The 26,812-nt window shown below is 56.2% G+C and carries 31 protein-coding genes and 1 tRNA gene; 21 read left to right on the top strand and 11 right to left on the bottom strand.

Annotated features, from left to right (window positions below):
* The first annotated feature begins 50 nt into the window (after positions 1 to 50).
* The 3 genes from CU100_RS13085 (at position 51) to ldtR (ending at position 2,493) form a co-directional block, all read left to right on the top strand.
* Positions 51 to 1,106 carry an enoyl-CoA hydratase/isomerase family protein gene (locus CU100_RS13085; RefSeq protein ID WP_106716969.1) on the top strand — a complete coding sequence of 352 codons (1,056 nt, stop codon included), beginning with the start codon at positions 51 to 53 and terminating at the stop codon, positions 1,104 to 1,106.
* A 10-nt stretch (positions 1,107 to 1,116) separates the two neighbouring features.
* Complete coding sequence (locus tag CU100_RS13080; RefSeq protein WP_106716968.1) at positions 1,117 to 1,545, top strand: DUF6163 family protein; 429 nt, start codon at positions 1,117 to 1,119, stop codon at positions 1,543 to 1,545.
* A 432-nt stretch (positions 1,546 to 1,977) separates the two neighbouring features.
* Positions 1,978 to 2,493: a transcriptional regulator LdtR gene (gene ldtR, locus CU100_RS13070; RefSeq protein ID WP_106716966.1), complete on the top strand. Its 516-nt coding sequence runs from the start codon at positions 1,978 to 1,980 to the stop codon at positions 2,491 to 2,493.
* Positions 2,494 to 2,589: 96 nt separating this feature from the next.
* Here ldtR and CU100_RS13065 read toward each other — a convergent pair whose 3' ends face one another.
* Positions 2,590 to 3,111, bottom strand: a complete 522-nt coding sequence (locus CU100_RS13065; RefSeq protein ID WP_106716965.1) for a hypothetical protein — start codon at positions 3,109 to 3,111, stop codon at positions 2,590 to 2,592.
* Between the two features lie 286 nt (positions 3,112 to 3,397).
* A complete protein-coding gene (locus CU100_RS13060; protein ID WP_106716964.1) occupies positions 3,398 to 3,679 on the bottom strand; it encodes a hypothetical protein in 282 nt (93 codons plus the stop codon).
* Positions 3,680 to 4,006: 327 nt separating this feature from the next.
* On the opposite strand from CU100_RS13060, the gene CU100_RS13055 reads away from it, so the two are divergent.
* The 8 genes from CU100_RS13055 (at position 4,007) to CU100_RS13020 (ending at position 12,919) form a co-directional block, all read left to right on the top strand.
* Entirely contained in the window at positions 4,007 to 5,290 is a 1,284-nt protein-coding gene (locus CU100_RS13055) for a L,D-transpeptidase family protein (protein ID WP_106717262.1), read from the top strand.
* A gap of 239 nt (positions 5,291 to 5,529) precedes the next feature.
* A complete protein-coding gene (glyA, locus tag CU100_RS13050) occupies positions 5,530 to 6,822 on the top strand; it encodes a serine hydroxymethyltransferase (RefSeq protein WP_106716963.1) in 1,293 nt (430 codons plus the stop codon).
* A 155-nt stretch (positions 6,823 to 6,977) separates the two neighbouring features.
* Positions 6,978 to 7,460 carry a transcriptional regulator NrdR gene (gene nrdR / locus CU100_RS13045; RefSeq protein WP_106716962.1) on the top strand — a complete coding sequence of 161 codons (483 nt, stop codon included), beginning with the start codon at positions 6,978 to 6,980 and terminating at the stop codon, positions 7,458 to 7,460.
* A gap of 5 nt (positions 7,461 to 7,465) precedes the next feature.
* Positions 7,466 to 8,563: a bifunctional diaminohydroxyphosphoribosylaminopyrimidine deaminase/5-amino-6-(5-phosphoribosylamino)uracil reductase RibD gene (ribD, locus tag CU100_RS13040; protein WP_106717261.1), complete on the top strand. Its 1,098-nt coding sequence runs from the start codon at positions 7,466 to 7,468 to the stop codon at positions 8,561 to 8,563.
* A gap of 10 nt (positions 8,564 to 8,573) precedes the next feature.
* Positions 8,574 to 9,188 (top strand): riboflavin synthase, encoded by a 615-nt coding sequence (locus CU100_RS13035; RefSeq protein ID WP_106716961.1) that lies wholly within the window; start codon positions 8,574 to 8,576, stop codon positions 9,186 to 9,188.
* A gap of 51 nt (positions 9,189 to 9,239) precedes the next feature.
* Positions 9,240 to 9,701: a 6,7-dimethyl-8-ribityllumazine synthase gene (locus CU100_RS13030; protein WP_106716960.1), complete on the top strand. Its 462-nt coding sequence runs from the start codon at positions 9,240 to 9,242 to the stop codon at positions 9,699 to 9,701.
* Between the two features lie 2 nt (positions 9,702 to 9,703).
* Positions 9,704 to 10,210 carry a transcription antitermination factor NusB gene (gene nusB, locus CU100_RS13025; protein ID WP_106716959.1) on the top strand — a complete coding sequence of 169 codons (507 nt, stop codon included), beginning with the start codon at positions 9,704 to 9,706 and terminating at the stop codon, positions 10,208 to 10,210.
* A gap of 555 nt (positions 10,211 to 10,765) precedes the next feature.
* Complete coding sequence (locus CU100_RS13020; protein WP_106716958.1) at positions 10,766 to 12,919, top strand: sodium-translocating pyrophosphatase; 2,154 nt, start codon at positions 10,766 to 10,768, stop codon at positions 12,917 to 12,919.
* 71 nt (positions 12,920 to 12,990) lie between these two features.
* On the opposite strand, the gene CU100_RS13015 is transcribed toward CU100_RS13020, so the two are convergent.
* The gene (locus CU100_RS13015; protein ID WP_407070322.1) at positions 12,991 to 13,509 is read right to left on the bottom strand and encodes an outer membrane protein assembly factor BamE; all 519 of its coding nucleotides are present in this window, start codon (positions 13,507 to 13,509) and stop codon (positions 12,991 to 12,993) included.
* A 125-nt stretch (positions 13,510 to 13,634) separates the two neighbouring features.
* On the opposite strand from CU100_RS13015, the gene CU100_RS13010 reads away from it, so the two are divergent.
* From CU100_RS13010 to CU100_RS12985, 6 genes are all read left to right on the top strand, one after another.
* On the top strand, positions 13,635 to 14,210 hold the full coding sequence (locus tag CU100_RS13010) for a ubiquinol-cytochrome C chaperone family protein (protein WP_106716956.1): 576 nt from the start codon (positions 13,635 to 13,637) through the stop codon (positions 14,208 to 14,210).
* Entirely contained in the window at positions 14,207 to 14,773 is a 567-nt protein-coding gene (locus CU100_RS13005) for a YceD family protein (protein ID WP_106716955.1), read from the top strand. The genes CU100_RS13010 and CU100_RS13005 overlap by 4 nt, the downstream gene beginning before the upstream one ends.
* Before the next feature lie 75 nt (positions 14,774 to 14,848).
* Positions 14,849 to 15,934, top strand: coding sequence for a phosphate acyltransferase PlsX (gene plsX, locus CU100_RS13000; RefSeq protein WP_106716954.1), 1,086 nt, complete (start codon positions 14,849 to 14,851; stop codon positions 15,932 to 15,934).
* Positions 15,931 to 16,902: a beta-ketoacyl-ACP synthase III gene (locus CU100_RS12995; protein ID WP_106716953.1), complete on the top strand. Its 972-nt coding sequence runs from the start codon at positions 15,931 to 15,933 to the stop codon at positions 16,900 to 16,902. Before plsX ends, CU100_RS12995 begins: the two co-directional genes overlap by 4 nt.
* Before the next feature lie 123 nt (positions 16,903 to 17,025).
* Positions 17,026 to 17,346 (top strand): integration host factor subunit alpha, encoded by a 321-nt coding sequence (locus tag CU100_RS12990; RefSeq protein ID WP_106716952.1) that lies wholly within the window; start codon positions 17,026 to 17,028, stop codon positions 17,344 to 17,346.
* A 285-nt stretch (positions 17,347 to 17,631) separates the two neighbouring features.
* Complete coding sequence (locus CU100_RS12985; RefSeq protein ID WP_106716951.1) at positions 17,632 to 18,189, top strand: MerR family transcriptional regulator; 558 nt, start codon at positions 17,632 to 17,634, stop codon at positions 18,187 to 18,189.
* 139 nt (positions 18,190 to 18,328) lie between these two features.
* Here the strand turns inward: CU100_RS12985 and CU100_RS12980 are convergent, their stop codons facing one another.
* Genes CU100_RS12980 through CU100_RS12965 form a run of 4 tightly spaced genes read right to left on the bottom strand, consistent with a single transcriptional unit; the run spans position 18,329 to position 20,129 of the window.
* On the bottom strand, positions 18,329 to 18,667 hold the full coding sequence (locus CU100_RS12980; RefSeq protein WP_106716950.1) for a hypothetical protein: 339 nt from the start codon (positions 18,665 to 18,667) through the stop codon (positions 18,329 to 18,331).
* Positions 18,668 to 18,681: 14 nt separating this feature from the next.
* On the bottom strand, positions 18,682 to 18,933 hold the full coding sequence (locus CU100_RS12975) for a hypothetical protein (RefSeq protein ID WP_146141843.1): 252 nt from the start codon (positions 18,931 to 18,933) through the stop codon (positions 18,682 to 18,684).
* Positions 18,934 to 18,971: 38 nt separating this feature from the next.
* Complete coding sequence (locus CU100_RS12970) at positions 18,972 to 19,745, bottom strand: membrane-anchored protein (RefSeq protein WP_106716948.1); 774 nt, start codon at positions 19,743 to 19,745, stop codon at positions 18,972 to 18,974.
* Positions 19,746 to 19,775: 30 nt separating this feature from the next.
* Entirely contained in the window at positions 19,776 to 20,129 is a 354-nt protein-coding gene (locus CU100_RS12965; RefSeq protein WP_106716947.1) for a hypothetical protein, read from the bottom strand.
* A gap of 175 nt (positions 20,130 to 20,304) precedes the next feature.
* Here CU100_RS12965 and CU100_RS12960 point away from each other — a divergent pair, with 175 nt between their 5' ends.
* The 4 genes from CU100_RS12960 to CU100_RS12945 all read left to right on the top strand — a co-directional run bounded on the left by CU100_RS12960 (position 20,305) and on the right by CU100_RS12945 (position 22,627).
* Positions 20,305 to 20,814 (top strand): GNAT family N-acetyltransferase, encoded by a 510-nt coding sequence (locus CU100_RS12960; RefSeq protein ID WP_106716946.1) that lies wholly within the window; start codon positions 20,305 to 20,307, stop codon positions 20,812 to 20,814.
* 98 nt (positions 20,815 to 20,912) lie between these two features.
* Positions 20,913 to 20,989 (top strand) — tRNA-Pro (locus CU100_RS12955).
* A gap of 186 nt (positions 20,990 to 21,175) precedes the next feature.
* Entirely contained in the window at positions 21,176 to 21,733 is a 558-nt protein-coding gene (locus CU100_RS12950) for a class I SAM-dependent methyltransferase (RefSeq protein WP_106716945.1), read from the top strand.
* Positions 21,734 to 21,736: 3 nt separating this feature from the next.
* Complete coding sequence (locus CU100_RS12945) at positions 21,737 to 22,627, top strand: lysylphosphatidylglycerol synthase domain-containing protein (protein WP_106716944.1); 891 nt, start codon at positions 21,737 to 21,739, stop codon at positions 22,625 to 22,627.
* A gap of 8 nt (positions 22,628 to 22,635) precedes the next feature.
* Here CU100_RS12945 and CU100_RS12940 read toward each other — a convergent pair whose 3' ends face one another.
* The 4 genes from CU100_RS12940 to CU100_RS12925 form a co-directional block, all read right to left on the bottom strand.
* Positions 22,636 to 24,453: a hypothetical protein gene (locus CU100_RS12940; protein WP_106716943.1), complete on the bottom strand. Its 1,818-nt coding sequence runs from the start codon at positions 24,451 to 24,453 to the stop codon at positions 22,636 to 22,638.
* 65 nt (positions 24,454 to 24,518) lie between these two features.
* Complete coding sequence (locus tag CU100_RS12935; RefSeq protein WP_106716942.1) at positions 24,519 to 25,148, bottom strand: class I SAM-dependent methyltransferase; 630 nt, start codon at positions 25,146 to 25,148, stop codon at positions 24,519 to 24,521.
* 17 nt (positions 25,149 to 25,165) lie between these two features.
* Positions 25,166 to 26,137: a glycosyltransferase family 2 protein gene (locus CU100_RS12930; RefSeq protein WP_106716941.1), complete on the bottom strand. Its 972-nt coding sequence runs from the start codon at positions 26,135 to 26,137 to the stop codon at positions 25,166 to 25,168.
* Positions 26,138 to 26,338: 201 nt separating this feature from the next.
* Complete coding sequence (locus CU100_RS12925) at positions 26,339 to 26,659, bottom strand: hypothetical protein (RefSeq protein WP_106716940.1); 321 nt, start codon at positions 26,657 to 26,659, stop codon at positions 26,339 to 26,341.
* Positions 26,660 to 26,812: the final 153 nt, after the last annotated feature.

Raw genomic sequence — 26,812 nt, 5'->3', positions numbered from 1 at the left:
CGCGGTACGCCAGAGTTTTCTAACCTCTGTCACAACAATCCGGAGGGTGCATGGAAATCGATTTTGGCGGCGAGGGGCAGGTCGTGTTCGAGCGCCGCGGCAAGGCCGGTCTTATTCGCCTGACGCGACCGAAAGCCTTGAATGCGCTGACGCGGACTATGGTCAATGCCATGCATCATGCGCTTGTTGCGTGGTCGAGCGATCCTGATGTCCACTGCGTGCTGGTCGAGGGCGAGGGCCGGGCATTTTGCGCCGGCGGTGATATCCTCGCAGTCTATCATGCAGGCCGGGCCGGGCAGCCGCTATACGAATTCTTCGCCGACGAATACCGCCTGAACGCTTATATCCGCCACTTTCCCAAACCTTACATATCGCTGATCGATGGTATCTGCATGGGCGGCGGCGTCGGAATTTCCGTCCATGGTTCGTACCGGATCGTCACGGAGAATATCGTCTTCGCCATGCCGGAGGTCGGCATCGGCTTTTTTCCCGATGTTGGGGGAAGCGCCTTCCTTCCGCATCTTCCGGAACATTTCGGCACATATCTCGCCTTGACCGGTAACCGGATACGCCAGGGCGATTGTCTTCAAAGTGGCATCGCCACCCATGCCATCAAGGCCGAAGACAAGGATCGGCTGCGGCGCAGCCTCATCAGATCCGGCGACCCTGAAATGGCATTGCGCGGCAAGACCATAAACCCCGACTACGAAACTCCTGAAAAAACCCGGGATCTGATTGGCGTTCTGTTTGATTCAAAAAGCCTGGGAGGGTGTTTGATCCGCATTGCGGCGGCGGGAGCGAACGGAAACGAGGAGGCGCAGAAACTTTTCGATCTGATCAAGACGCGTTCTCCGACGAGCCTGCATGTGACTTTCCGGCAGATCGAAGAAGGTCGCGATCTCGACATGGATCAATGTATGCAGATGGAATACCGTATTCTGTGCCGCATGCTAGAGAACCACGATTTCTATGAAGGCGTGCGCGCGCTTCTTGTGGACAAGGACAATATGCCCGTGTGGCAGCCCGCGAAGATAGACGATATAACGCCCGAAATGGTCGATGCCTATTTCGCATCGCTGGGCGAGCGGGAATTGCAACTGACATGAACAAAAACACATGAGCGACAGGCCGACCCATCTGCCATTTGACTCGACAATGGCTCAGACTGGCTTTGTCTGGTTCTTGCGGCTTGTGTCGATCTATTGCCTCGTCGCCGGGGTCGGCTATTGGGCGCAACTCAGCGGTTACTACGAAGGATTGCTTTGGCGCTTCGATTTGATGCCTTGGCAGTGGAAGGTGGCGACGGTCTCCCTCGCCATGCTTTATCCCGTGGCGTCGACAGGATTATGGATGATGGTGTCCTGGGGCCCCGTAATCTGGTTTGTCGCCGCACTGGGCGAAACGCTGATGTTCACTGTGTTCGCCAATTACTTCTTCTATAGGCCGCAAATCGCCATCATCCATGGATGCGTGGCGCTGGTATATCTTGTCTTCCGCGTCGTGCTTTTCTGGCAGAAGCGCCAGCAGGCGATGCCGATCCGCTAAAAGCAAAGCCAGGAAAAGTGGGCACCGGTTTTCCGTCCGGCTTTGCGGCAGACAGAAAGCAAAGCCCGAGAAAAGTGGGCACCGGTTTTCCGTCTGGCTTTGCGGCAGACAGAAAGCAAAGCCCGAGAAAAGTGGGCACCGGTTTTCCGTCCGGTTTTGCGGCAGACAGAAAGCAAAGCCCGAGAAAAGTGGGCACCGGTTTTCCGTCCGGCCTTGCGGCAGACAGAAAGCAAAGCGCGAGAAAAGTGGGCACCGGTTTTCCGTCCGGCTTTGCGGCAGACAGCATCCAAGTAAGTCTTCATTAAGGTAGAAATTGATTCATTCGCGGTAACGCACTGTTAAGTCTGTGTTTTAAGTCGAATTTTATGCGTATTCGATAGTGTGTCCTCAACGGTGAGAAAAATACACCGAAACAACAGTGAGGCAGATACCATGAACAACACACAGAGAAAGTCTGGTGAAAGCCAGCGTACAACACCAAGTGATACAGCATTGCGCACACTATATCTTGAAGCACTTCAATTGGTCGAACGGTTACATCGTCGTCTGCTTGATGTGGTCAAGGATGAATTCGATCGCAACGGCCGGAGCGACATCAATGCCATCCAGGCATTGCTGCTTTTCAACATCGGCAATGCGGAACTGACCGCCGGCGAATTGCGCAGCCGCGGTTACTATCTGGGCTCGAACGTTTCCTACAATCTGAAGAAACTCGTCGAGCTCGGCTTCATCTCCCATGAACGTTCACGCACCGACCGCCGTTCGGTCCGGGTCAGCCTGACTGAAAAGGGGACGGAAGTTGCGGAACTGGTCGCGGGTCTCTACGAACGCCATGTCGCATCGATCGAACATGTCGGTGGCATCAAGGCAGAGGAGTTCCAGTCGATGAACAAGGCACTGCAGCGCCTCGACCGCTTCTGGAACGACTCTATCGCTTACCGCATGTAGAAATGCGCGGACGACCTCAGCAAAAGCCCGGCTTCGTGCGAAACGAAGGCGGGCTTTGTTTGTTCAGAGCCAAGGAGTTTCATAGATTGATATGATCTAAGCTCCGATGTCCATCGTCAAAATACCATCTGACCGCAGCCCCAATGTTCGTCCGCCTTTTGGTGTGAAAAGCAAGAGCTCGTCATCAATCTCGGGGTTATGTCCAATAATCATCGTCGCACCGAGGTCGAAGGTAAATCGAAGTTCGATTGCTGCGGGGTCAAACGCTACCGTCTCCAGATACTGACCATTGAATTCGGACAGTCGAGCATCGCGTTCCACGGTCTGCACATCATCAGATCCGATAGAGAGACCGTCCTGTTGCAGCAACCACGTCCCTGGAAAAACGAGAAAGCTCCAACGACCACTCAACGTAATTTGCCGCTGTGCGGCCCTGCGTCTCATCTTTTCGTTCGCGTTCGATAGTGCCTTGTACGGCTCACGAACGATCAGGTGGGGATCACCAAATTCTACAAATAATGCTGTACCGTGGCCTTGGTGGATGCCCCAGACCGGCTGGCCTATGATAGCTTGGCAGGCGTCGGTAATATTGGCTGGATCGTTTGGCAGTGATTGCATAATATTCTTTCCGATATATTTGTGGTGGTCTAATTGCAAAACATTTGGATCGCTAGCAGCTTGATCTCCTGATAGCTGAGATTTTGCCCGCTAACTGCACTGTGAAGCTCTCTTCTCTGATCTTTAGTCAACTTCAACGCCGAGCATATGCTTCCAACTTGCTTGTTTGCCCGAACATTGTCGCCGGGCATGCCGCTGTTGCCAGCTAATATCACAGGTCGCCTGGCTGTCTCTGTTGTCCGTGGGCGCGCGATAGCATCAGGCGAATTGCCTTGTGGGCTAACTCCTATACCCCCTCCTGACCCACCAGCATCACTCCACTGCCCCCATCGGAATTTCCAGCGGGTACGCGGGGCTGGTTGGGGTCATACTTGTTGTCGAGTGTGCCCAGTTCCAACAAGCGAAGCTCTTCTTCCAGTTGCGCTTGTTCCGTCTCCACGAAGCGGTAGGTTCGAAGGCCGCGCTCCGATAAAGGCCCCAGCCGATATGCTGTAAGGACAGCCCTGTTGCCCGCTATTTGATCTTTCAAACGAAGGATTGCGTATTCCGGTGTGTCAGAAACATTCATGAATAAAATCCCTTAAATAAAGGATGATATTCCTATAACTAATGTGCTCCGTCAATTCGTCTTTAGTCGGATTCCGCCGGGTTTTTGGAGTTATCGACGCCGGAGGTACCCAGTCATCAATCCGCCATAAAGCCATGGAAATGGCACAGCATATTCGGGAAGTTCCATAAGCAAGCCGGAGAGGGCTGTCGGCGTCGAACCATCACGATTGCGCGATCAACGCGAATGTTGCTGTTTGTTAAGAACGTTCCTGATAATTTCGCGACCGGTGCTGTAATCCTTTGAAAACAGCGGGTTGACGCCAGATTTCCAGTTGGGTTGGACAATATGAAGAAAAATGAATCCTCAGCAGCACTTGATCGCCGTTCGTTCCTGACTGGCGTGGCGGCTGCTGGTCTTGCTTCGATCGCGACCTCAGCCTTTGCACAGCAGACGGATATTGGCGAGATTCTTGCCGCCCCGCGCCGTGGCAATTGGGACGACCAGTTCGACGCCCGCTCGACGACACGCGCGAAGGTCGCAGGGTTCCAGCCGATCGCAAGCCCGGAGACGGTTTCCTTCACCGAGAGCGCCATCAATACGTACAGCCAGATTGTCAGCAATGGCGGCTGGCCCAGTGTGCAGCCGACGGTAAAGTTGCAGCTTGGCGTCGTCGATCCCTCTGTGCCTGCCATGCGCAAGCGCCTGATGATCTCCGGGGACCTTGCCGAAACGGCCGGTTTGTCGAATTCGTTCGACACCTATGTCGATGCTGCGGTCAAGCGGTTCCAGGCCCGCCACGGTCTGCCTGCCGATGGCGTCATGGGGCAATATTCGCTCGCCGCAATGAATGTGCCGGCCGATATCCGCCTCGGTCAGCTCCAGACCAATCTCGAGCGTCTGCGCAAGCTCGCCACCGAAGATCAGGGCGCACGCTATGTCATGGTCAACATTCCGGCAGCACAGATCGAGGCCGTGGAAGCCGGCCGTGTCGCCCAACGTCATACGGCCATCGTCGGCAAGATCGACCGGCAGACGCCAATTCTCGATTCGAAGATTCAGGAAGTCATTCTCAATCCTTACTGGACGGCGCCGAAGTCGATTATCCAGAAAGACATCATCCCGTTGATGCGCAAGGATCCGACTTATCTGACGCGCAACAAGATCCGGCTGTTCAATGAGCAGACGCGTGAGGAGATTGCGCCAGAGACGGTCGACTGGAACACTGACGACGCGATGAAACTGATGTTCCGTCAGGATCCGGGCAAGATCAACGCTATGTCCTCGACGAAGATCAACTTCCCCAATCCATACGCTGTTTACATGCATGACACGCCGCAGCAGGGCATTTTCAACAAGCTCATGCGCTTCGATTCGTCGGGCTGCGTGCGTGTGCAGAACGTGCGCGACCTCAACGTCTGGCTGTTGCGCGACACGCCTGGCTGGGATCGGCAGACGATGGAGGCCACTATCAAGACCGGCGTCAATACGCCGATCGCAGTCACCAACCCCGTGCCTCTGCATTTCGTTTATGTCAGTGCTTGGTCGACGGGTGACGGCGTCGTCCATCTGCGCGACGACATTTATGAGCGCGACGGGCAGGCGGCGTTATCGATCGGAACGAACACCTGATCGGTTGAAGTTCGTTGTTTTGAAAAGACCGCCTTCGGGCGGTTTTTTTGTTTTGCGAGGAGCATCCGAGAATTCGGCTCCATATGGCCGGTGGCGAAGTTGGTCGAGGGTTGAGAGTTCAGTGGCGGTTTCGAGCTAAAGCTTTTCGCCAACCGGCCATTGGCCTCGACCATTTAAGTATGATAATGCGCCGCGATTACCTTTTGAATTCCCCACCGGCAAATGAGGGTCCTGTCACCATGTCGAATGCAGATACTTTTTTCAACGCATCGCTAGAAGAGATCGACCCGGAGATTTTCAGCTCGATCCGCAAGGAACTTGGCCGTCAGCGTCACGAAATCGAGCTGATCGCATCGGAAAACATCGTGTCGCGCGCGGTGCTTGAAGCGCAGGGTTCGATCATGACCAATAAATACGCCGAGGGTTATCCAGGCAAGCGCTACTATGGCGGCTGCCAGTTCGTTGATATCGCCGAAGAATTGGCCATCGAGCGTGCCAAGCAGCTGTTTGGCTGCGAGTTCGCCAATGTGCAGCCGAATTCCGGCAGCCAGATGAATCAGGCCGTTTTCCTCGCCCTCTTGCAGCCGGGCGACACCTTCATGGGCCTTGACCTCAATTCCGGTGGCCATCTCACCCATGGTTCGCCCGTCAATATGTCAGGCAAGTGGTTCAAGGTCGTGTCGTATGGCGTAAGACAGGACGATCACCTCCTCGACATGGATGCGATCGAAAAGCAGGCGCACGAGACCAGACCGAAACTAATCCTCGCAGGCGGAACCGCCTATTCGCGTATCTGGGATTGGAAGCGTTTCCGCGAGATCGCCGACGCGGTCGGCGCTTATCTCATGGTCGACATGGCGCATATTGCCGGTCTCGTTGCGGCCGGCGTTCACCCGTCCCCGATCCCCCACGCGCATGTCGTGACCACGACGACGCACAAGTCCCTGCGCGGTCCACGCGGCGGAATGATCCTCAGCAATGATCCGGAAATCGCCAAGAAAATGAACTCGGCAGTATTTCCGGGTCTTCAGGGCGGCCCCCTCATGCATGTCATCGCTGCGAAAGCGGTTGCCTTCGGTGAGGCGTTGAAGCCGGAATTCAAGACATATGCCCAAAATGTTGCAGCCAATGCGAAAACGCTGGCCGAGACATTGAAGAACAATGGCCTCGATATCGTGTCGGGCGGCACGGACAATCACCTGATGCTGGTTGATTTGCGTCCGAAGAACGCCACTGGCAAGCGTGCGGAAGCGGCGCTCGGACGCGCCAATATCACCTGCAATAAAAACGGTATACCCTTTGATCCGGAGAAGCCTTTCGTCACGTCGGGAGTCCGCCTCGGCACGCCTGCTGGTACGACACGTGGTTTCGGCGCTAAGGAGTTTGCCGAAATCGGCGACCTGATCTCCGAGGTTCTGGACGGGCTGAAGGTCGCCAATTCCGACGAGGGTAACGCTGCGGTCGAGAAAGCCGTTCAGCAGAAGGTTGTGACGCTGACGGATCGCTTCCCCCTCTATTCCTATCTGGACTAGAACAAGTCGGCCCTCCGTCATCCGCGGGGTCTGACCTCGCGTGACCGAAATGACGGAGGGTGGGTGTTCGATTATGAAGAGGGCTACGCTTTAATCTCACGTCGAAACGCACTATCTTTGCAGCGATTTTAGAATCGCGTTCAGAAAGCTCATCGATGCGTTGCCCCTATTGCCAATCCGAAGACACTCAGGTGAAAGATTCCCGCCCCGCCGAAGATGGGGCGGTGATCCGCAGGCGTCGCGTCTGTCCGGATTGCGGCGGTCGCTTCACCACCTTCGAACGTGTACAGCTTCGGGACCTCACCGTTGTCAAGAAGAGCGGTCGCAAGGTTGCATTCGATCGCGACAAACTGATGCGCTCGGTCGAGATCGCCCTTCGCAAGCGTCAGGTGGATCCGGAGCGGGTGGAGCGTGCCGTGTCCGGCATAGTCCGCCAGCTGGAAAGCTCGGGTGAGCCCGAAGTCAGCTCTGACGAGATCGGCCGGCTGGTCATGGACGCGCTGAAGGGCATCGACGATATAGCCTATATCCGTTTCGCCTCGGTCTATCGCAATTTCCGCGAGGCGAGGGACTTCCACGATGTGATCGATGAAATCACCGCCGGGGATGTCATCCCCGAGCCCATCAAGGACGAATGAGCCAAATGGCAGTCTCCGATCTTGATCGCCGCTACATGGCGGCGGCCATTCGCTTGTCGCGCAGCCATCAGGGCTTGACGGGAACCAATCCGTCTGTGGCGACGCTCATTGTCAGGGATGGCGTGATCGTCGGCCGCGGCGTCACTGCTCTTGGCGGCCGTCCTCATGCGGAAACACAGGCTCTGCTCGAAGCTGGTGAAAGAGCCCGGGGCGCTACCGCTTACGTCACGCTTGAGCCATGTGCCCATCATGGACGAACCCCTCCTTGCGCCAATGCACTGGTGACAGCGGGTGTGGCGCGGGTTGTCTCGGCTGCCAGCGATCCGGACGAGCGCGTGGCGGGCAGGGGCTATGCTATCCTGCGTAGCGGCGGAATCGAGGTGGAAGAAAACGTGCTGCGCGCGGAAGCCGCAGATTATCTCGCCGGCTATCTGATTCGATCTTCGAAGAAACGGCCGGAAGTGACTCTGAAGCTTGCACTTTCTCGCGACGGCTTTATCGGCACTAGGGGAGGCGGGCAGGTAGGGATTACCGGTGCGGAGTCGCGCGCGCAGGTCCATCTCATGCGGGCAGAGTCGGACGCCATTCTCGTCGGCATAGGGACTGTTCTTGCTGATGATCCACTGCTCACATGCCGCTTGCCCGGCCTCGAATCCCGTTCTCCCATCCGTATTGTGCTCGATAGCCAGCTTCGTCTGCCGCTTCCGAGCGCACTGGTCACAACCTCAGCCACCGTCCCTGTCTGGATCGCTGCCAGTGCAGGCGCGGACCCCATGAAACGCCAGGCTCTGGAAGCTGCCGGTTGCCGGATCCTCGCTACCGAAACGGACTGTGGCGCGACGGCGCTGCCGGAATTGCTGGACGATCTCGCGGCGCAAGGTATCGCAACGCTTATGGTTGAAGGTGGTGCGACCGTCGCCAGCTCTTTTCTGCAGGAGGGGCTGGTCGATCGCCTCGCCCTGTTCGAAGGTCCGGCTGCAATCGGCAATGACGGCGGGGTTGTAGTTCCTGAGCTGCGCTCCCATATCGCTCGTGGTTTCAACCTGTCACATGAATATCGCTTCGGTAGCGACCGCTACAGCGAATACATCAGACCTCTCTAGGGAAACGCGGATGTTTACGGGAATTGTAACGGATGTCGGCAGGATCGGTCAGGTGAAGCCGCTCAACGAGGGCGTCCTGCTGCGTGTCGAGACCAACTACGACCCGGCGACGATCGAGATTGGCGCATCCATTTCATGCTCCGGTGTTTGCCTTACCGTGACGACGCTCCCGGAACGAGGAACCAATGCCCGCTGGTTCGAGGTCGAGGCATGGGAAGAAGCATTGCGCCTCACCACGATTTCAGGCTGGAAGACAGGGACGCGCATCAATCTCGAGCGCTCGCTCAAGCTTGGTGATGAGATGGGCGGTCACCTCGTTTCCGGCCATATCGATGCGATGGCGGAAATCATCAGGCGTGAAGACGAGGGTGATGCTGTCCGTTTCACGCTGCGGGTACCAGAACACCTCGCGCGTTTCATCGCGCAAAAGGGATCTGTCGCGCTCGATGGTACGTCGTTGACCGTAAACGGCGTCAACGGCAACGCGTTCGACGTCTTGCTCATTCGCCACTCACTGGAAGTAACGACCTGGGGCGATCGGAAAACTGGCGACAAGGTCAATATCGAAATCGACCAGATGGCGCGATACGCCGCACGGCTTGCAGAATATCCGAAATCAGCCTAGGACCTGAACCAGCGCGGCAATCATCCGCAACCAGTTTCCCTTGGAGCTAATATGTCGAAGAAAAAGGCGCGTGCGCCACATCTGTTGATCGTGGAAGCGCGATTCTATGAAGAATTGTCAGACGCCCTGTTGAATGGCGCCAAATTGGCTCTTGATGAGGCCAATGCCACCTATGACGTCGTCACTGTTCCCGGCGCGCTGGAAGTTCCAGCCGTTATTTCCTTCGCACTTGATGGTGCAGAAGATGGCGGTACCGAGTATGATGGCTATGTGGCGCTTGGCACGGTGATACGCGGCGAGACCTATCATTTTGACATTGTAGCCAATGAATCCTGCCGCGCTCTGATGGATCTTGCCGTCGAGGAAAGCATTGCCATCGGCAATGGCATTTTGACCGTCGAGAACGAAGAGCAGGCATGGGTGCGTGCGCGGCGTGAAGACAAGGACAAGGGTGGCTTTGCCGCACGCGCGGCCCTGACCATGATTGCCCTCAAGGACAAGCTTGGAGCCTGAGCATGCCTTCTCCGAATGACGAGCAAACTCCGCTTATCAAGACCGCGAACAAACGTGGCGTTGCCCGGCTGGCTGCGGTTCAGGCTCTCTACCAGATGGATGTTGCAGGCACCGGCGTGCTTGAGGTGGTTGCCGAATACGAAGCGCACAGGCTCGGCAAGGAAGTCGATGGCAAGCAATATCTGGATGCCGATCCGCAATGGTTTCGTGCCATTGTTTCGGGGGTCGTTTCCGACCAGACGACGCTGGATCCCATGATCCGCCAGGCCCTGACGGAAGACTGGCCGTTGTCACGCCTCGATTCGACACTGCGCGCCATCCTGCGCGCCGGCATATGGGAACTCAAGAACAAGGCTGATGTCCCGACCGCAGTCATCGTTTCGGAATATGTCGATATCGCCAAGGCGTTTTATTCGGAAGAAGAACCGAAGCTCGTGAATGCGGTGCTGGATCGGCTGGCCTTCGAACTGCGCGGTGAAAGCAAAGGCGTCAAAGCCCCACGGCGCTAGTGGCGCTCGCGCGTATTTTCCTTGGCGTTCCTGTCGATAATATAGCGACCAACGAGCCCAAAAATCAAAGCCGAGATAGGTATCGCAAGAAGCCTGAGTGTTTGGAACGTGGTCATGGTCTCATCCACAACGTTCGCGATATATGCAAGGCGAAAGCGCCGAGAATACAGATGGTGCTGGTAAACAGCAACAGTGGCCTCGGACTTGTCGAGCCATTGAAACTTGAAATCAACGGAGCCAACCCTCCTACTGCAAACACGGCTACTCCCAACCCATTCAAGAATGTTGCAAACAATTTGATGCGATCGTTGTTTAACCTCCACACGCAGACCTTTTATAGCTAAGCGCCTCCATTTAGGCCGTTCAACTCTTCATTCGCCTAGCCCTACTTTCGTCGAGCATTCTGCTAAGATGCGAAAGACCTTGACGTTTTCACATTTGCTTCGCTACTCCTTACACATACGGTCGCGTTTCTGCCGGCCTGGCAGATTTTTTGTGTGCCGTACCGAACCTGACCCGGGGAGGGGTTTTCCGGTCAAAATCTGAGGGAGTGGCATGACAATATTGTTTTTGGTCATTGCCTGCGGTCTGCTGTCCATCGTCTACGCTGTCTGGGCCACCAAGTCGGTGCTCGCGGCGGACCAGGGCAATGCGCGCATGCAAGAAATCGCCGGCGCAATACGTGAAGGCGCACAGGCATATCTCACACGTCAGTACACCACGATCGCTATCGTCGGCGTCGTTGTCTTCATTGCAGTCTGGTTTCTTCTGACCGGGACTGCAGCAATCGGCTTTCTGATAGGCGCAGTGCTTTCAGGACTTGCCGGGTTCATCGGCATGCACGTTTCCGTTCGAGCCAATGTCCGCACTGCACAGGCTGCTTCCCGCAGTCTTGCCGCCGGGCTTGAAATCGCATTCAAGTCGGGTGCTATCACGGGTATGCTGGTTGCCGGCCTGGCCCTTTTGGGCGTATCGGTCTACTACTGGATTCTGACGGGTCCAATGGGCTATGCGCCCGCCGACCGCACGGTCATCGATGCTCTCGTCTCCCTTGGCTTCGGTGCCTCCCTCATTTCCATCTTTGCCCGCCTTGGCGGTGGTATCTTTACCAAGGGCGCCGATGTCGGCGGTGATCTCGTCGGCAAGGTCGAGGCCGGAATCCCCGAGGATGATCCACGCAACCCTGCGACGATTGCCGATAATGTCGGCGACAATGTTGGCGACTGCGCAGGCATGGCGGCCGATCTGTTCGAGACCTATGCGGTTACGATCGTTGCCACCATGGTTCTTGCGGCCATCTTCTTTGCTGCAACGCCCGTCCTCGGCGCGGTCATGCTCTACCCGCTGGCGATCTGCGGCGCCTGCATCATCACTTCGATCGCCGGCACGTTCTTCGTCAAGCTCGGGGCCAATAATTCCATCATGGGCGCGCTTTACAAGGGCCTTATCGTGACCGGCCTCTTGTCAATCCTCGGTCTTGGCGCGGCAACATCGATGACCATCGGCTGGGGTGAAATCGGCACCGTCGCAGGGACTGTCGTCACCGGAGCCAACCTTTTCATCTGCGGCCTGATTGGCTTGATCGTCACCGGCCTCATCGTGGTGATCACCGAGTACTATACCGGCACCAACAAGCGCCCCGTCAACTCGATTGCACAGGCATCGGTCACCGGGCATGGGACGAACGTTATTCAGGGCCTTGCTGTGTCGCTAGAATCGACTGCGCTGCCGGCGCTCGTCATCGTCGGCGGTATCATCTCCACTTACCAGCTCGCCGGTCTGTTCGGCACGGGTATAGCGGTAACGGCGATGCTCGGTATTGCCGGCATGATTGTGGCTCTCGATGCTTTCGGCCCTGTCACCGACAATGCCGGCGGCATCGCCGAGATGGCGGGTCTTGATCCGGAGGTACGCAAATCCACCGATGCGCTCGATGCGGTTGGCAACACCACCAAGGCGGTAACCAAGGGATACGCAATCGGGTCCGCGGGTCTGGGCGCTCTGGTTCTGTTTGCCGCCTATGCCAATGATCTGCAGTTCTTCATCGCGGAAGCCAATAAGGAGGGCGCGACGGCGTTCTCCTACTTCAAGGGCATAGGTGCGGTCTCCTTCGAGCTTTCCAACCCCTACGTGGTTGCGGGCCTCATCTTCGGCGGCCTCATTCCTTATCTCTTTGGCGGCATCGCGATGACGGCCGTTGGCCGCGCCGCGGGCTCCGTGGTCGAGGAGGTGCGCCGCCAGTTCCGGGAAAAGCCTGGCATCATGCAGGGAACCGAGCGTCCTGACTATGCGCGGGCGGTGGATATCCTCACTCGCGCGGCCATCAAGGAAATGGTAATTCCATCGCTGCTGCCGGTCTTGGCACCACTTGTCGTCTATTTTGGCGTGTTGCTGATATCCGGGTCGAAAGCGTCCGCGTTTGCGGCTTTGGGCGCTTCACTGCTCGGGGTCATCATCAACGGCATTTTTGTTGCCATTTCCATGACCTCGGGCGGCGGCGCGTGGGATAATGCCAAGAAATCCTTCGAGGATGGTTTCGTCGACAAGGACGGTACGCGGCATATGAAGGGTTCGGAAGCACACAAGGCATCCGTGACCGGCGATACTGTTGGTGATCCATATAAGGATACCGCAGGGCCGGCGGTCAACCCGGCGATCAAGATCACCAACATCGTTGCCTTGCTGCTGCTGGCGGTGCTCGCACACTGAGTTCAGATACTTCGAAAACAAAACCCGCGAAACACGTTTCGCGGGTTTTTTGTTTTCACTCTTGCATGAAATCAGTCTGGTGCGCCGCCTGTGGGCGTCCCGCCGGCAGCCGGGACGCCGGGAGCCTTGCCGACACCTTGCAACAACTGGCCAAGGAACGAAAGATCCTTGCCGCCGGTCGGCGTGGTACGGGAAATGAAGTCGAACACCTTGCCGTCCTGCAATCCATAGTTGGAAATGCTGGCGACCTTGCTGTCCTTGTCGAAGTAGACGGCGAGGATACGGCGCTCTGTCACCTTGGGCTGCATGAACGCGACGCTGCGGTGAGCTTTCTGCGAAATATAGTAGAAAACTTCGTTATCGAACGTTGCGGTCGTCGAAGGACTGCCGAGCGACAGGATAACTTGTTCGCGGCTGGAGCCGACGGGAACAAATTCCAGCGCCTTGTCGTCGAGGACGTAACCTTGGGTCAGTGTCTCGGATGGGTTGAGATTGGCGGTATTGCAGCCAGCAAGCCCTGTAGCCAATAAAAATGTACCGGCGAGAAGGTATTCCCTTGAACAACCGGTCTTGAAAATCCGCTGCAGCAACGACATCTCCATTTCAAACTGGGCGCAAGTCTTTCGCTGCCCGCAGAACTTCGGTAAACCACCTTGAAGTCCGATGCAACACGCGACTCGTGTTGCATGAAGGACTCAAGTTAAGGCACAACCCTATGATTCTCAGTCTATTTAGCCGCAAGGCCAAAGCAAATGAGGCGATTACTATTGCCCTCTACGATGCGATCGTGGCAGCGGCGCGGCAGCCATATTTTTATTCTGACCTCGACGTGCCGGATTCGCCGCTTGGCCGGTACGAAATGCTCTCGCTGCATGTTTTCCTGTTCGTTCGGCGTATCAAGGGGCGGAGCCCGGCATTGAAAGCAATCGGTCAGGAAGTGACGGACGAGTTCTTCAGGGACGTCGATCATTCCCTGCGTGAGCTTGGCATCGGCGACTCGGGTGTACCCAAGCGCATGAAGAAGCTGGCGCGTATGTTCTACGGTCGCATCGAGTCTTACGATAAAGCGCTGCATGACAATGATCGCCCGGCGCTTGTTGCCGCGCTTGCACGCAACATTCGTCCCGACAGTGACAATTGGAAGGGCGCTGACTTGCTGGCAGACTACGTCGACCGTGTGGTCCTTCAATTGGAAAGCCAGACGGATGATGTTCTCGCGAGCGGTAACGTGGTATTTCCCGATGCCGGCGCTCAACAGGCAGGACAGGGCCGGGAAGGAAGCAAGCAATGACAAGAAATTCAGACGGCGCCTTGAGCTTTCCGGTTGCTGTGAACCGGCTGCCGTCGAAGGGCATCACCGTCAAGATTGACGCCAACGAGAAGGAACGCGAGGCACTGCGTACCTTTCACGAACTCGAAGATGTAAAATCCTTCAAGGCTGACCTGCAGATCGTGCCATGGAAAAAGGACGGAATCCGCGTCCGTGGCACAGTCAACGCACAGATCGTGCAGGCATGTATCGTCACTCTGGATCCCATCGATGCTACTGTCGAGGCGCAGATTGATACGCTGTTCGTGCCTGAGAATTCGCGGCTCGCCCGTCCGCCTCTGGATGAAAATGGCGAACTCGTCATCAGCGCCGAGGGTCCCGATACGCCCGAGACGTTCACCGGCGACAGGCTCGATGCGGGTGCGATCGCCGAGGAGTTTTTCGAACTTGCGATCGATCCCTATCCGCGCAAACCGGACGTCGTGGACGCGCCTCCTGTTGTGGTAAGCATCGGGGATGATGATGGGTCCGAAAAGCCGGCCAATCCATTCGCCACCCTGAAGGACTGGAAACAGAAGACTTGATTGGAGCCATGTCCTCGGCATAAGTAATGCCGCCCGGATAAGCATATGCACTGAACAGGACAGGGACAATCCAGAGTGATCAGAATTTCTATCGACGCCATGGGCGGTGATTTCGGTCCCGAGATCGTCATCCCCGGCATGGCAACGGCGCTGGAGCGTCATCCTGATATCAGGTTCGTGGTATTTGGGCGTGAAGACGAGGTTAGACCGGTTCTCGACCGGCATCAGGCACTATCCAATGCGTCGACGTTCCACCATTGTGACGTTGCCGTTCGAATGGACGAAAAGCCGAGCCAGGCCCTGCGCAACGGTCGCTGGAAATCATCCATGTGGCGCGCCATCGAGGCGGTCAAGACGGGCGAGGCTGACGTTTGCGTTTCTGCAGGCAACACCGGCGCCCTGATGGCGATGTCGAAGTTCTGCCTGCGCACCATGGCAAATGTCGAGCGTCCCGCAATAGCCGGCATCTGGCCGACATCACGCGGCGAAAGCATTGTTCTCGACATCGGCGCCACGATCGGGGCCGACGCCCAGCAGCTCGTCGACTACGCGGTCATGGGTGCAGCAATGGCGCGTTCGCTCTTCGATATCGAGCGGCCGACGATCGGATTGCTCAATGTGGGCGTCGAGGAGATCAAGGGACAGGACGACGTCAAGGATGCGGCGAGAATCCTGCGAGAAATCCCGCTGCCCAGCCTGGAATATTATGGCTTCGTCGAAGGCAACGACATCGGCAAAGGTACGGTCGATGTCGTCGTGACCGAAGGTTTTGCCGGGAATATTGCGCTCAAGGCCGCCGAAGGCACTGCCAAGCAGTTCGCTCAATATCTGCGCGAGGCCATGAGCCGTACGTTGATGGCGAGGATCGGATATATATTCGCCAAGGGGGCGTTCGACCGCCTGCGCGAGAAGATGGATCCGCGCAAAACCAACGGCGGCGTGTTTCTTGGCCTCAATGGTGTCGTTATCAAGAGTCATGGAGGAACCGATGCGCTCGGCTTTGCCTCGGCCATCGATGTGGGATACGACATGGCCCACAACAAACTTTTGGACAAGATCGCTGCAGACCTTAGCCATTTCCATAAAAGCCCGGTCGGTGTCGCCTTCAAGGGCGAGCCAGAAGCCGACGCAGAGGCCGAGACAGAGCAGGAAACTAAATGATCAGATCGGTAATCAAAGGTATAGGGGCGGCCAAACCGGAGCGCCTGGTCAAGAACGCTGATCTGGAAGGCATCGTTGAAACGAGCGATGAATGGATTGTCCAGCGCACTGGCATCCGCCAGCGTTACATTGCCGGCGAGGGCGAGACGACAGCCTCCCTCGGCGAGGCCGCAGCGCGTGCGGCTCTGGACAATGCCGGTCTGACGCCGGACGATATCGATTTGATCATCGTCGCGACATCGACGCCGGACAATACGTTTCCGGCATCGGCGGTCGATATCCAGGCCCGCCTTGGCATGACGCATGGCTTTGCCTTCGACATGCAGGCCGTGTGCTCCGGCTTTGTCTATGCGATCACGACCGCCGATCTTTATATCCGCGGCGGCATGGCCAAGCGCGTTCTCGTCATAGGTTCGGAGACTTTTTCGCGAATCCTCGACTGGAAAGATCGCACGACATGCGTCCTCTTTGGTGATGGTGCCGGCGCCGTCGTGCTCGAGGCAGGCGAGGGCCGGGGGCTGACCTCGGATCGCGGCGTTCTCACCGCCAATCTGCGCTCGGATGGATCGCACAAGCAGAAACTATATGTAGACGGCGGACCCTCCTCGACCCAAACGGTCGGGTACCTTCGTATGGAAGGAAGGGAAGTTTTCAAACATGCAGTAGGCATGGTGACGGACGTCATCGAAGCGGCATTTTCCGAGGCCGGAATTACCGCCGCCGACATCGATTGGTTCGTGCCGCATCAGGCCAACAAGCGCATTATCGATGCTACTGCGAAGAAGCTTGAACTCCCTTCGGAGAAGGTCGTCATCACTGTCGACCAACATGGAAATACTTCAGCCGCTTCAGTACCCTTAGCTCTCGCAACCGCCGTCGGCGACGGCCGCATCAAGCAAGGCGATCTGGTCCTCCTCGAAGCCATGGGTGGGGGGTTTACGTGGGGTGCAGTTCTGCTACGGTGGTAGTAATCGGGGTTGGGCATTGAATTCGTTCAGGAACTTCTCCAAGCTGCTTGCCCGATCGGTTTTCATTCTGTAACTTCCGCTGTCACCAGCTAGTTTTGCAACAAACGAGAGCTTTGAGATCGTATGGGGGGTAAGACCATTACGCGCGCTGATCTGGCTGAAGCAGTCTATCGCAAGGTAGGGCTTTCGCGGACTGAATCAGCTTCGCTCGTCGAGACAATTCTCGACGAAGTATGTGACGCAATCGTGCGTGGCGAGACAGTGAAACTGTCTTCTTTCGCCACGTTCCAGGTAAGAGACAAGAATGAGCGGATTGGGCGCAATCCCAAGACGGGGGAAGAGGTTCCGATCCTGCCGCGGCGGGTCATGACTTTCAAAGCGTCGAACGTGCTGAAGCAGCGAATCCTGCGCTCGCACCAGACGCGCAAGAAAAAGACAGCCTGATCCAACAAGCCCGCACCCGCTGGTCGGACTTTTCGCATTTCGACCAGTGGGCCGGGTAATTTCGTGCCGGTTCCACTGGTTTCGCCATCTATCGGCCGGAAGCATGGACCCTGCGAGAGCCAATCTTCCTTGCGCGCGAATTACCGCCGGCAGAGCATTCCATTTGGACGTTTTCCGCTCCTTATCCCACATTAACGTGGTATAATCTGGCGTGGCGCTTGAAAAATGGTCAGTAAATCGCTGATATAGAGGTCGAATCAGAATTTCTCCTGAGAGGGTGAAATCATGGACAAGAGTCCCGACGCATTTAGAACCATCAGCGAAGTAGCCGAAGATCTCGATCTGCCCCAGCATGTGCTGCGGTTCTGGGAAACGCGTTTCACGCATATAAAACCAATGAAACGTGGCGGCGGACGGCGGTACTACCGGCCCCTGGACGTTGATCTGCTGAAAGGCATCCGTCACCTCCTCTATGATCAGGGCTATACGATCAAGGGTGTCCAGCGACTCCTGCGCGAAAATGGCACGCAGTTCATCATTGCGCTTGGCAGCGGCGATACCGCGGCGGCCGAGGCGATCAGCCAGCAGAAGCAGGCATCAGCCCGGCAGGAGGAAGCCCTTGCAGCCGAGCAGGATCGCGTCGACGCGGATGAAGAGGCCGCCGTAATGGGCACCTCCAAGTCCGCGCCACAGGGCAGGCGCTTGTTCGGTCTGATCAGGAGCGATGACGAAGGTCCGGTTGCCGCCGATGGAAAGCGGCTTTCCAAGGACAATCGTACGCTTCTTCAGGAAACTCTGTTTGACCTGCTCGAATGCAAGCGCCTGCTCGACCAGGTTCGTTGAACCACAAAAAAAGCCCAGCTCCCACTGAGTGAGAGCTGGGACTCGGGGTTGGCTGTGGGGTTGCAGCCTAGCTGGTTGGGGGACCAGTTCACCTCAAACGCGGAAACGTTGCGTGAGTTCCGTCCGAACCAAAATTTTTTTAGCGTGCCAGCATGCCGATCACCACGCCCAGACCGGCGATGATCATCAGGGTTGAAATCGAGTTCTGGGTTGGCGTGTCGGCGATTTTCCTAGCGCCATGCCCAAAGGCGCTGGCTGCACGGGCGCCTCGATGCCTGAACTCGCTGAAACGCGAACTTTCACGATCGTCATCTGAAAGATTGTCGATAAAATCGATCCCACGATCCGACAGGGTCCTGGCTACTGCCGCCAGATCGCGCTTCAGGTCGGCGATCTGGCGCTTCAGCGCCTCCCTGTCCGCGTCACTTGCGGCTGACTTGTCCGTGTCGCCTTGCATTCCTTCGGTGATTTCATCCATCGGGAGCGTCCTTGTTAACGGCGTGAAAAGAGCCCTATCAGCAGGGCGGCGGCGGCAACGAGCGCTACCGTCGCAACGGGATTTTCTTTTGCTGTGTCGGCGGCGTAGCGAGCCTGTCTTGAGGCAGTCCGCTTGATATCGTCAAATCGTTCCGAGCTCAGGTCCGAGAGGCTGGCCGATAACTTGGAGATTTCTCTGCGCAAGGCGGCAATCTGCGCCTCTACGTCGTCCTGGATATCGTCGGTATTCCTGGAAAAGATTGCCATCTCAAGCTCCTGTTCTTGCTGGGAGCTATAACGGGCCTTCACCGCATATGTTCCGCGGCTCCGGTCGACGCGGTGAGGTTTGTGGCGGTGGCCTTGCCTTTCCAGAGAGGCAGTCCGACCGATTGCGCAACTTCCGGATCGGCCGTGTATACGGGATATCCTTGACGCACCAGCGCCAGCAACATCTCGCTGTCCATCTGCACGTGCAGCCGCGACAGGTTCTCCTGGTTGTAGACATGGCCCGTCGAATTCGGATTTATGCCGCTGATGATAACGTCGGTTGCGCCATTCAGCAGCGCGAAGAGTACTGCAATCACACCGTTCGAACATTTGGACATGGCATCCAGTTCGAACACTTGCAGCCCGCAAACTTTTTCGACCAGTGCAATGCGCTCGTAGCGATTGACGATCTGAACGCGGTCATAGCTGAAGTCGAATGCTTTCAGATGCTCGTTGAGGCTTTTCATCCCCTTGCGCCACAGGAGGACATACAGCATCCCGGTGCGCTCGCCCCTCAGCACGCGCCGAACTTCGAGCGCATTCGTATTCAGGCCGTCGAGTTGCCTATATTGCATGAATGTGATGTCGGGCACCGCGATGCCCCACTTTCTGGTCACCGCCTGCGAGCCATTGATCGTGATGACCCGGAAAGTCCGGTCGAAATCCACTGGAATGTGCGAGACAGGCGCCGAGCCGACGACGACAACAGGCCCATTGAATGGTGCCGCCAGCATCGGCGGCTTGGGCCGGCGAAGCATATATTTCAGCCGGCGGAACAGGAGCGTCTTTTTCTCGGCAAATGATGAGGCCATCGCCAATCCTCCAGCTTTGGTAGATCTGTCTTAGACTGGCGTGATGCGGACTCTATAATCGCCCAGCTTCGGCGAAGACCCGGCAATATGCAGTTCTCCGTCCTCGTACGTGAAAATGGACGATGTCAGCCTGAATTCCGTATGGACATTGACGGGATTAAGATCCCCTTTCTCGGTAAATCGAACAGGGGAAACTTCATCGTCGCGAAAACTGATGTGAACCCGCGTACGTTCATCGGCGTTGCGATCGCTTCGAAATGAGACGTCGGCCTCTAACCGGCATCGTTCGCCGCGGTCCTTGTTGATGCCCGAATATTCCACGAAATTGGCCAGCGCCTCCCAGTTTGCATCCTCATCCACACTGTTGGGTTCGGGTCGTTCCATTGCACATCTCTCTCGTCAGGCACGTCAAATCTTGAACCGGTTGGGCAGCAACATACGCGTACTCAGATCGGCAGGATACCCATGTCTCGGTGTTTTCAAGAGAAGCATTGATGTTGGACTTGCTACGGAAAACTTGTATCAAGTCCGGAGTGCCGCACGTCGAATGATGTAATTCATGATCGAAACAGACAGACTGCTTCTCCGCCCGCTGCGCGTCAGTGACTTTGATGCCTACAGGTCTGTTTGGGTGAACGATCCGGATCAGCCTGTCGGCCAGCCGCAATTAAGCGAGGAAGACATCTGGAACCGCCTGTTGCGGTGGATCGGGCATTGGGCAATATACGATTTCGGTCCATTCACAGTTGTTGATCGCGCATCGGGCACCATAATAGGGGAGGTTGGGCTTGCTCACTTTCGCCGAGGTCATGGCGCCTTTTACGACGGTGTGCCGGAAGCGATGTGGCGTGTCGAGCATGGGTGGCACAGGCAAGGCGTGGCCACAGAATCGATGCTGGCGACGCTGGACTGGTTCGATTCAAGGCGAATCTCATCGCGCACAGTCTGTATGATCAACACGTGGAACGATCCATCGAAACATGTTGCAGCGCGGCTCGGTTACAAGATTTTGCGCACCGCGACCTATAAGGGCGACGCCGTGGAATTGTATGAGCGGATTGTTGAATAGCCACGTGTCCCGCGACAGGCATTTATGTGCAGTTTGTTCTTTTTATTATTTTCACCCCTTGCGTTAAAAGGCCCGGTAATCTAGGGCTTCCAGCGGTTCGGAGTGTAGCGCAGCCCGGTAGCGCACTTGACTGGGGGTCAAGGGGTCGTCGGTTCGAATCCGGCCACTCCGACCAGGAATTCGAAGACTCAGGCGATTTGCGTCCTTCCCTTTCGGTCCCCCAGGCTGTTCAGGGTGACAAACCAGGTAAGCAATCGTTGATCAATGGCTTGGATTCGCTGTTACTCGGCTGCCGTTCACTAGGCTTGATTGCATCCCTGCCTCTGTATAAGGGTCATCGAATTCTAGTGGAGACAGAGAAGTGGCAGATCAAGCATCCCAAGGATTTTTTTCCCCGGTCCTGCGTTCGGCGCGACTGAATGCAGCCCGTCCATGGCTCAAGGGAACAGTCCTCGACGTTGGATGCGGTAGCGGAGCCCTAGCCGCCTTTGTCGACAAGGACAAGTACACCGGGTTTGATCAGGACCATCAATCAATCGAAGTGGCGAGGCGGGACTTCCCGGCGCATGGTTTTTGCACCTCGCTCCCGGACAACGCACAATATGATACGGTCGTCGCGCTAGCATTGCTCGAGCACTTGTCGGATCCGCAAAAAGAATTGGAAAAATGGGCAGAAAAACTGGCGCCAGGCGGAAACATCGTTCTGACGACACCGCATAAGGCGTTCCGCATTGCCCACGATCTGGGAGCAAAAATCGGATTGTTCAGTAGTGGCGCAGCAGATGAACACGAGGAAATGTTCGATCGGCGCGGGCTTCACAGGCTGGCACAGCAATCTGGTCTCAGTGTGGTGCATTATGAGCGTTTCCTCGCATGGGCTAACCAACTCCTGGTGTTGAACGCGCCTAGCCGGCACTGACCCATGAGGCTTGCACTTCGCCTCACAGGCATTCTTGTCACAATTGCATCCTTCATTTTCGTATTCTCATCGATCTACACCTCCTTCGGGCAGGTGACCGATGATGTTCTCTCCTTCAATTTCATATGCGTAGTAGGAGCGCTGACACTTTTGTATGCCGCCGCGCTGCAATTGGTCGGTTTGGCTTGGTACCGGATGATTGTCGCCGTCGAACCCGACTCGATCTCGAAACCGGCGGCACTGTCGATATTCAACCGTTCGCAGGTTTACAAATACATCCCCGGTAATGTGTTCCACATGGTCGGACGATACGCCCTTGCAAAAGCCGCCGGGGTCACTCATGGCGCTCTGGCATTCTCCCAGATTGGAGAAATCGCGGTGATTTCGGTGGCAGCGCTTCTGGTGGCTGCGTTGTTATCGACTTCTACCCTCCATGCTCATCTGGGCAAGACAAGCATTATTTTCTTTCTATGCGCGACAATCACCGCGCTGGTAGTTGCGGTCGCGGCTTCTTCCAGGTTTCGATCGGCATTGAACAAGAAGTCGAATGTGCTGGCCGCAGTTCATGTGTTCATTCTTTACGTGCTTTTCTTCCTGCTGAACGGCGTCATGGTGGTTGCTCTCCTGGCGACCAGTCACGATTATTCGGGTTCGATAGCGCCGATCATAGGAATAGCCTCTGCGGCATGGCTGTTGGGATTTGTTATCCCAGGCGCGCCCGGGGGACTTGGAGCGCGAGAAGCAATCCTCATAGCCGGGATGACCGCGATCGGCTTGCCCGTATCTACCGCCGCCGCGGTGGCTATCGGCCATAGGCTTTCCACCATTGGGGGCGACGCCCTCGTTGCGGTCATCGACTCCGTCGTTAGATGGCGATCTGGTCCCCGGAGATAAAGCGGCGGTCAGCTTTGAGGACATCCACTCTTGGTCATCGATCGATCGACCTTATGTGCATCGACGAACCAGAAAAATTTTCCCTTCGACACTAAAGCAGGCGGCACATCCTTCGAGAGTTGTAATGCCACACTTGCGTTCTCTTCGATCTCGGCCTTCGACGGCGGCCAGATCCAGCCGCGAAGACCGCGGTGACTATCGAACATTCTGAATGCAAGAAAATCGATTTGGCCCCGCTCGGCTGCTACGAATAATTGGTTCAGGAGACAGGCACCTGCCTCGGAAATTCCCGTTATTTCCGCCGGTCGTTCGGATGCAGCGATCAAAAGGTTTTTGTCACCGGCGACGTTATAAGTGTAGACTCCGGCCTTCGCAGCGACGGCGTGGACGACGAAATCGTTGGTGATTGGCAATACGAGCAATTTGGACCCCGGCGGCACGAACGTTTCGATATCCGCCGTAAGGTCGCGTTGCAGGCTGTTGGCCATGTCATACTGTTTTTTTCCGGCGAGCCATTGCCCCAGTGGCGGACGCGAGGTCTCGAGGGTCATCAGGACAATCATCGCAAACGCGATCGCCTGACCATGTCGGAACCTCGAAGCCAGGTATCCACAGAACAGGCAGACTAAAATCCAGAATCCCAGCTTTACGACGGCTAGCCAGCGGTACGTCGCCCGCATTTGGTCGAGACCTGGCACCGAAGTGTAGAGGGGATATGTGGGCATCGTTATCAGCGGCGCCCGCTCCGCAGACACCAGTTTTGAACCCTGGAACTCACCGTTGCTTTCGGGAAGCACCGGGCCAATCGCCATCAATCCCCCACCAACTATCAGGAGTAGAGCGGCAATTCTCCAGACTTTGGCGATTCTGATGAAGAACGATGCAACCAGGATTATCAGCGCTGTAATCGAGAGAAATGCCGATTCGTGATTTCCGAGGCCAGCGCCGACATATTCTGTGGCCAGACGAACCTTGGAGAGGTCCAGGAAATCGTACAAGATGCTATATCCTGCTGTTGGTCGGAACAGGCTTGGAATATGAACGGAAAGAAATGCGAATATGTTCAATGGGTAGCCAGGCAAGCCAACGGCAGGCACATAGGCATTATAAAGCAGGAAGGCGATCCCGCTGGCGAAGGTGAGAAGCGCGAGATTCCATAAGTGGATCCTCCATGTGCCTCTCTCAAATAGTGACTGGCTGACCAATAATGCGACGCCGATCGCCACTGCCATTACAAACGAATAGCCGTCCAGGAACGCGAAGAAAATCATCGTGAACGTCAACAGGACACCGTTCAATATTATGGTCGATCGTGCGCCCTCATGATTGTTGCAAACGTATCGGAACACCGCACAAAACGCCGGCAAAAAGCCGAAACCGAAACCGACCGCCCCGTAACCGATTACGTGAAGTGAAAAGAACGCTTGCGAGAGAAACAGCACGGCCAAAGCGATCGACAGTGGCCTGCTGACGCCAAGCCCTCTTGCAAAAAAATAGCAGCCAGTTACTGCTGCGACTGCAAAGAGAAAGCCGGCAACCGAGTAACTGTCCAGGCCGCCCATTCCAAACAGCGCCATCAGGATGTACTGCAGGTACGATAGACTGGCGCCCAGAGCGATAGGAGCGCCCTGGGGGAAGGCAAGATGGGGAGGGTACGCAAACGGCCCGCTCCTTGCGAGTGATTCGGCGAAGCCGCTGTGCCACAAGGCTATTCCGCCGCTGCTTTGATAATAAGGCACTGTGTTCCAGAGCAGCGAAACATAAAGTGCGCATAGCGCTATCAGCACCACCACCAGAACAGACCGCAGGTTGCTTCTATAGTGCATTCGGCTCTTTCGAACTCATTTTGACAGAAGGAGAGGGGCGTGATCCCGACGCTGGCTCGCCAGTCTCAATTGCAGCGGCAAAGAACCATCGTCCACGGCAATGGCCTTCTCACCGCCACAACTTCCATGGTCTTCGAAAGCATCGAAACAAACTCGGCCGACGACCAGTGCTGGATGTGCCCTGGCGTATTGCCGAGTTCGCTGATGTATTTTCCGCGGGCGACATTGAGAATGCGCCAGATGGGTTCTCGCGGAACGCTGACCAGCAGGTAGGGCGACGCAAGACTCTTGAGAACTGCTAAAGCCCGTTCCGTATCGGGCACATGCTCCAGCACTTCGCAGCAGATGACCAATTGTTCGGCCGCAAACTGGGGCTTGAGGTCAAAAAGCGAAACGGCTTCAAATTTTGGTTCAACGTTGCGTTGTGCGCATTGTGTGTTTGCTTCCGCAACGCTTATTGCTTCAAGATCGCTACCGCGGACATCCCAACCACGATCATGCAGCCGCATGGACAAATGCCCTTCACCGCAACCGACTTCATAGGATCTTTTGACGTCGATGCTTGCTGTCAGTTCATCGAATGCCGACAGGAAACCTTGCATCAGATAGCGTGCAACGGGATTCTTCGTGTTGTATTTGTCATAATAGTTGCCGGGAACGTTGTCGTAAGCAACAAGGTCGTTTTCAGATGCCATCTTCTCGCGTTTCCGTTTCAGTTGTCGGCTCGAGCGGTCGTCTGCAACCGCTCCAGACTGTCCCTGAGCTGGTTCAGTTTTATATCTTCGAGCATCTGCCTGTTGGTCGCGATAAGATCGGCGAGAATGCCGCCGATAGCCAGCACACCTGCAATCGCGAATAGTGCGCCCGATAGAACCAGCGACTGGATATGCCCGCTCCCTTCGCCATTGAAGTAGTGGTAAAGGAAGCGAAGCGTCATGATCAGTCCGGGCAGAGCGGCAATCAAAGCACTTGTCGCAAAGATTCGCAGCGGACAATAGACAATGAAAATCCTGATCACGGTGATGAGTGAACGGCGCACGTAGCTGGGAATGCTCTTCACCAGCCTCGACGGCCGAAGATCCCCGTTCACTCTGATTGGAACCGACACGATCGGGATGTTCTTGCGTCCTGCCTGGATGATCGTTTCGAGCGTGTAGGTATAGGCATTGAAAACGTTCAGCCGGATCGCCGCGTCGCGGTGAAAAGCCCTGAAACCACTTGGTGCATCGGCGACCTGCGTGTCGCTTGCGAATTTCACCACCCAGCTTCCGAATTTTTGCAGGAACTTCTTCATGGGTGAAAAATGCTCGATCGTGTCGATCGGCCGCGCGCCTATGGTAATCAGGGCCTGCTTTGCCAGAATGGGACGGACCAAATCCGGAATGCAGGTTGCGTCGTACTGATTGTCGGCATCCGTATTGACGATGACGTCGGCACCCAGCCTCAACGCATGCTCTATTCCTGCCATGAACGCTTTCGCGAGACCCTGGTTGTGTGGAAGCGAAATAATGTGATCCACACCGCACTCTTTGGCGACGGCTACCGTGCGGTCGGTGGAACCGTCATCGATGACCATCCATTCGACGGTTTCGAAACCTTCCACTTCCCGTGGAAGATCCGCCAGGGTGATGGGCAGCGTTTCTTCTTCGTTAAGGCAAGGAATCTGAATGATAAGTTTTTGCAAATTGCTGACTCGCTCCAAGCCGAAGTAGCGAGACTGTGCGCCATTCGCTCACGGTTCTGGTTGCGACGGTCGATACAAGAAAAAGGGACGGTGTACAACCGTGACGAGCACGCAATTGTAGATTAACCCCGGGTGGACCAGCTCTTGCATAATCCGGCGTGCAAAAATCGCTTTGATACTGCCAAGTACGACCTCCCCGGGTCACTTGCTCCTTGAAGCGAGTTCCGCGGCGACTTCCAATACCTGATCTTCCCTGACGCCGACCGTAAAATCTTCGATATCGTCGATTGTCTCGCCATCGGGAATACGTATGGGATTGTGCGAACCGACAACGATGGTCTTTATTCGGCGTGGCAGCGCTGGGAGAAGAAAGCGCTTGACGCATTCGATCAGAACAGCGCGTTTGTCGGGTGCGATATTGCCGAGTTTCTCCCGCAGAAGATGCCCGAACATATTGCCGTCGGCAAAGCCGAATGGACTCGCGAGATCAAAGGCGTGCAATCTGTATTCGATCCGGGTCATGGCGGTTCCTCCCTCATATTGCAGAACTTATATGTAGCTCCAGACGATTGGCAGCAATAGGGCCGCGAGCCGCTGCGGCACATATTTTGGGGGAACTGGTAAACGCGGCGGACATCTTGTTTCGGCTCCCGTGATGCTGTGCTATTCCTGAGA

Origin of the sequence: Phyllobacterium endophyticum (assembly GCF_003010935.1) — a bacterium.
GTDB classification, from domain to species: Bacteria; Pseudomonadota; Alphaproteobacteria; order Rhizobiales; family Rhizobiaceae; genus Phyllobacterium; species Phyllobacterium endophyticum.
Note: the sequence above shows the minus strand (reverse complement) of the source record. Positions and strands in the feature narration are given on the sequence as shown.

Bases quoted from the DNA above. Each gene is read 5' to 3' on its own strand.
- CU100_RS13085 (WP_106716969.1), top strand. From the start codon at position 51: ATGGAAATCGATTTTGGCGGCGAGGGGCAGGTCGTGTTCGAGCGCCGC.
- CU100_RS13080 (WP_106716968.1), top strand. From the start codon at position 1,117: ATGAGCGACAGGCCGACCCATCTGCCATTTGACTCGACAATGGCTCAG.
- ldtR (WP_106716966.1), top strand. From the start codon at position 1,978: ATGAACAACACACAGAGAAAGTCTGGTGAAAGCCAGCGTACAACACCA.
- CU100_RS13065 (WP_106716965.1), bottom strand. From the start codon at position 3,111: ATGCAATCACTGCCAAACGATCCAGCCAATATTACCGACGCCTGCCAA.
- CU100_RS13060 (WP_106716964.1), bottom strand. From the start codon at position 3,679: ATGAATGTTTCTGACACACCGGAATACGCAATCCTTCGTTTGAAAGAT.
- CU100_RS13055 (WP_106717262.1), top strand. From the start codon at position 4,007: ATGAAGAAAAATGAATCCTCAGCAGCACTTGATCGCCGTTCGTTCCTG.
- glyA (WP_106716963.1), top strand. From the start codon at position 5,530: ATGTCGAATGCAGATACTTTTTTCAACGCATCGCTAGAAGAGATCGAC.
- nrdR (WP_106716962.1), top strand. From the start codon at position 6,978: ATGCGTTGCCCCTATTGCCAATCCGAAGACACTCAGGTGAAAGATTCC.
- ribD (WP_106717261.1), top strand. From the start codon at position 7,466: ATGGCAGTCTCCGATCTTGATCGCCGCTACATGGCGGCGGCCATTCGC.
- CU100_RS13035 (WP_106716961.1), top strand. From the start codon at position 8,574: ATGTTTACGGGAATTGTAACGGATGTCGGCAGGATCGGTCAGGTGAAG.
- CU100_RS13030 (WP_106716960.1), top strand. From the start codon at position 9,240: ATGTCGAAGAAAAAGGCGCGTGCGCCACATCTGTTGATCGTGGAAGCG.
- nusB (WP_106716959.1), top strand. From the start codon at position 9,704: ATGCCTTCTCCGAATGACGAGCAAACTCCGCTTATCAAGACCGCGAAC.
- CU100_RS13020 (WP_106716958.1), top strand. From the start codon at position 10,766: ATGACAATATTGTTTTTGGTCATTGCCTGCGGTCTGCTGTCCATCGTC.
- CU100_RS13010 (WP_106716956.1), top strand. From the start codon at position 13,635: ATGATTCTCAGTCTATTTAGCCGCAAGGCCAAAGCAAATGAGGCGATT.
- CU100_RS13005 (WP_106716955.1), top strand. From the start codon at position 14,207: ATGACAAGAAATTCAGACGGCGCCTTGAGCTTTCCGGTTGCTGTGAAC.
- CU100_RS12995 (WP_106716953.1), top strand. From the start codon at position 15,931: ATGATCAGATCGGTAATCAAAGGTATAGGGGCGGCCAAACCGGAGCGC.
- CU100_RS12990 (WP_106716952.1), top strand. From the start codon at position 17,026: ATGGGGGGTAAGACCATTACGCGCGCTGATCTGGCTGAAGCAGTCTAT.
- CU100_RS12985 (WP_106716951.1), top strand. From the start codon at position 17,632: ATGGACAAGAGTCCCGACGCATTTAGAACCATCAGCGAAGTAGCCGAA.
- CU100_RS12980 (WP_106716950.1), bottom strand. From the start codon at position 18,667: ATGGATGAAATCACCGAAGGAATGCAAGGCGACACGGACAAGTCAGCC.
- CU100_RS12975 (WP_146141843.1), bottom strand. From the start codon at position 18,933: ATGGCAATCTTTTCCAGGAATACCGACGATATCCAGGACGACGTAGAG.
- CU100_RS12970 (WP_106716948.1), bottom strand. From the start codon at position 19,745: ATGGCCTCATCATTTGCCGAGAAAAAGACGCTCCTGTTCCGCCGGCTG.
- CU100_RS12965 (WP_106716947.1), bottom strand. From the start codon at position 20,129: ATGGAACGACCCGAACCCAACAGTGTGGATGAGGATGCAAACTGGGAG.
- CU100_RS12960 (WP_106716946.1), top strand. From the start codon at position 20,305: ATGATCGAAACAGACAGACTGCTTCTCCGCCCGCTGCGCGTCAGTGAC.
- CU100_RS12945 (WP_106716944.1), top strand. From the start codon at position 21,737: ATGAGGCTTGCACTTCGCCTCACAGGCATTCTTGTCACAATTGCATCC.
- CU100_RS12940 (WP_106716943.1), bottom strand. From the start codon at position 24,453: ATGCACTATAGAAGCAACCTGCGGTCTGTTCTGGTGGTGGTGCTGATA.
- CU100_RS12935 (WP_106716942.1), bottom strand. From the start codon at position 25,148: ATGGCATCTGAAAACGACCTTGTTGCTTACGACAACGTTCCCGGCAAC.
- CU100_RS12925 (WP_106716940.1), bottom strand. From the start codon at position 26,659: ATGACCCGGATCGAATACAGATTGCACGCCTTTGATCTCGCGAGTCCA.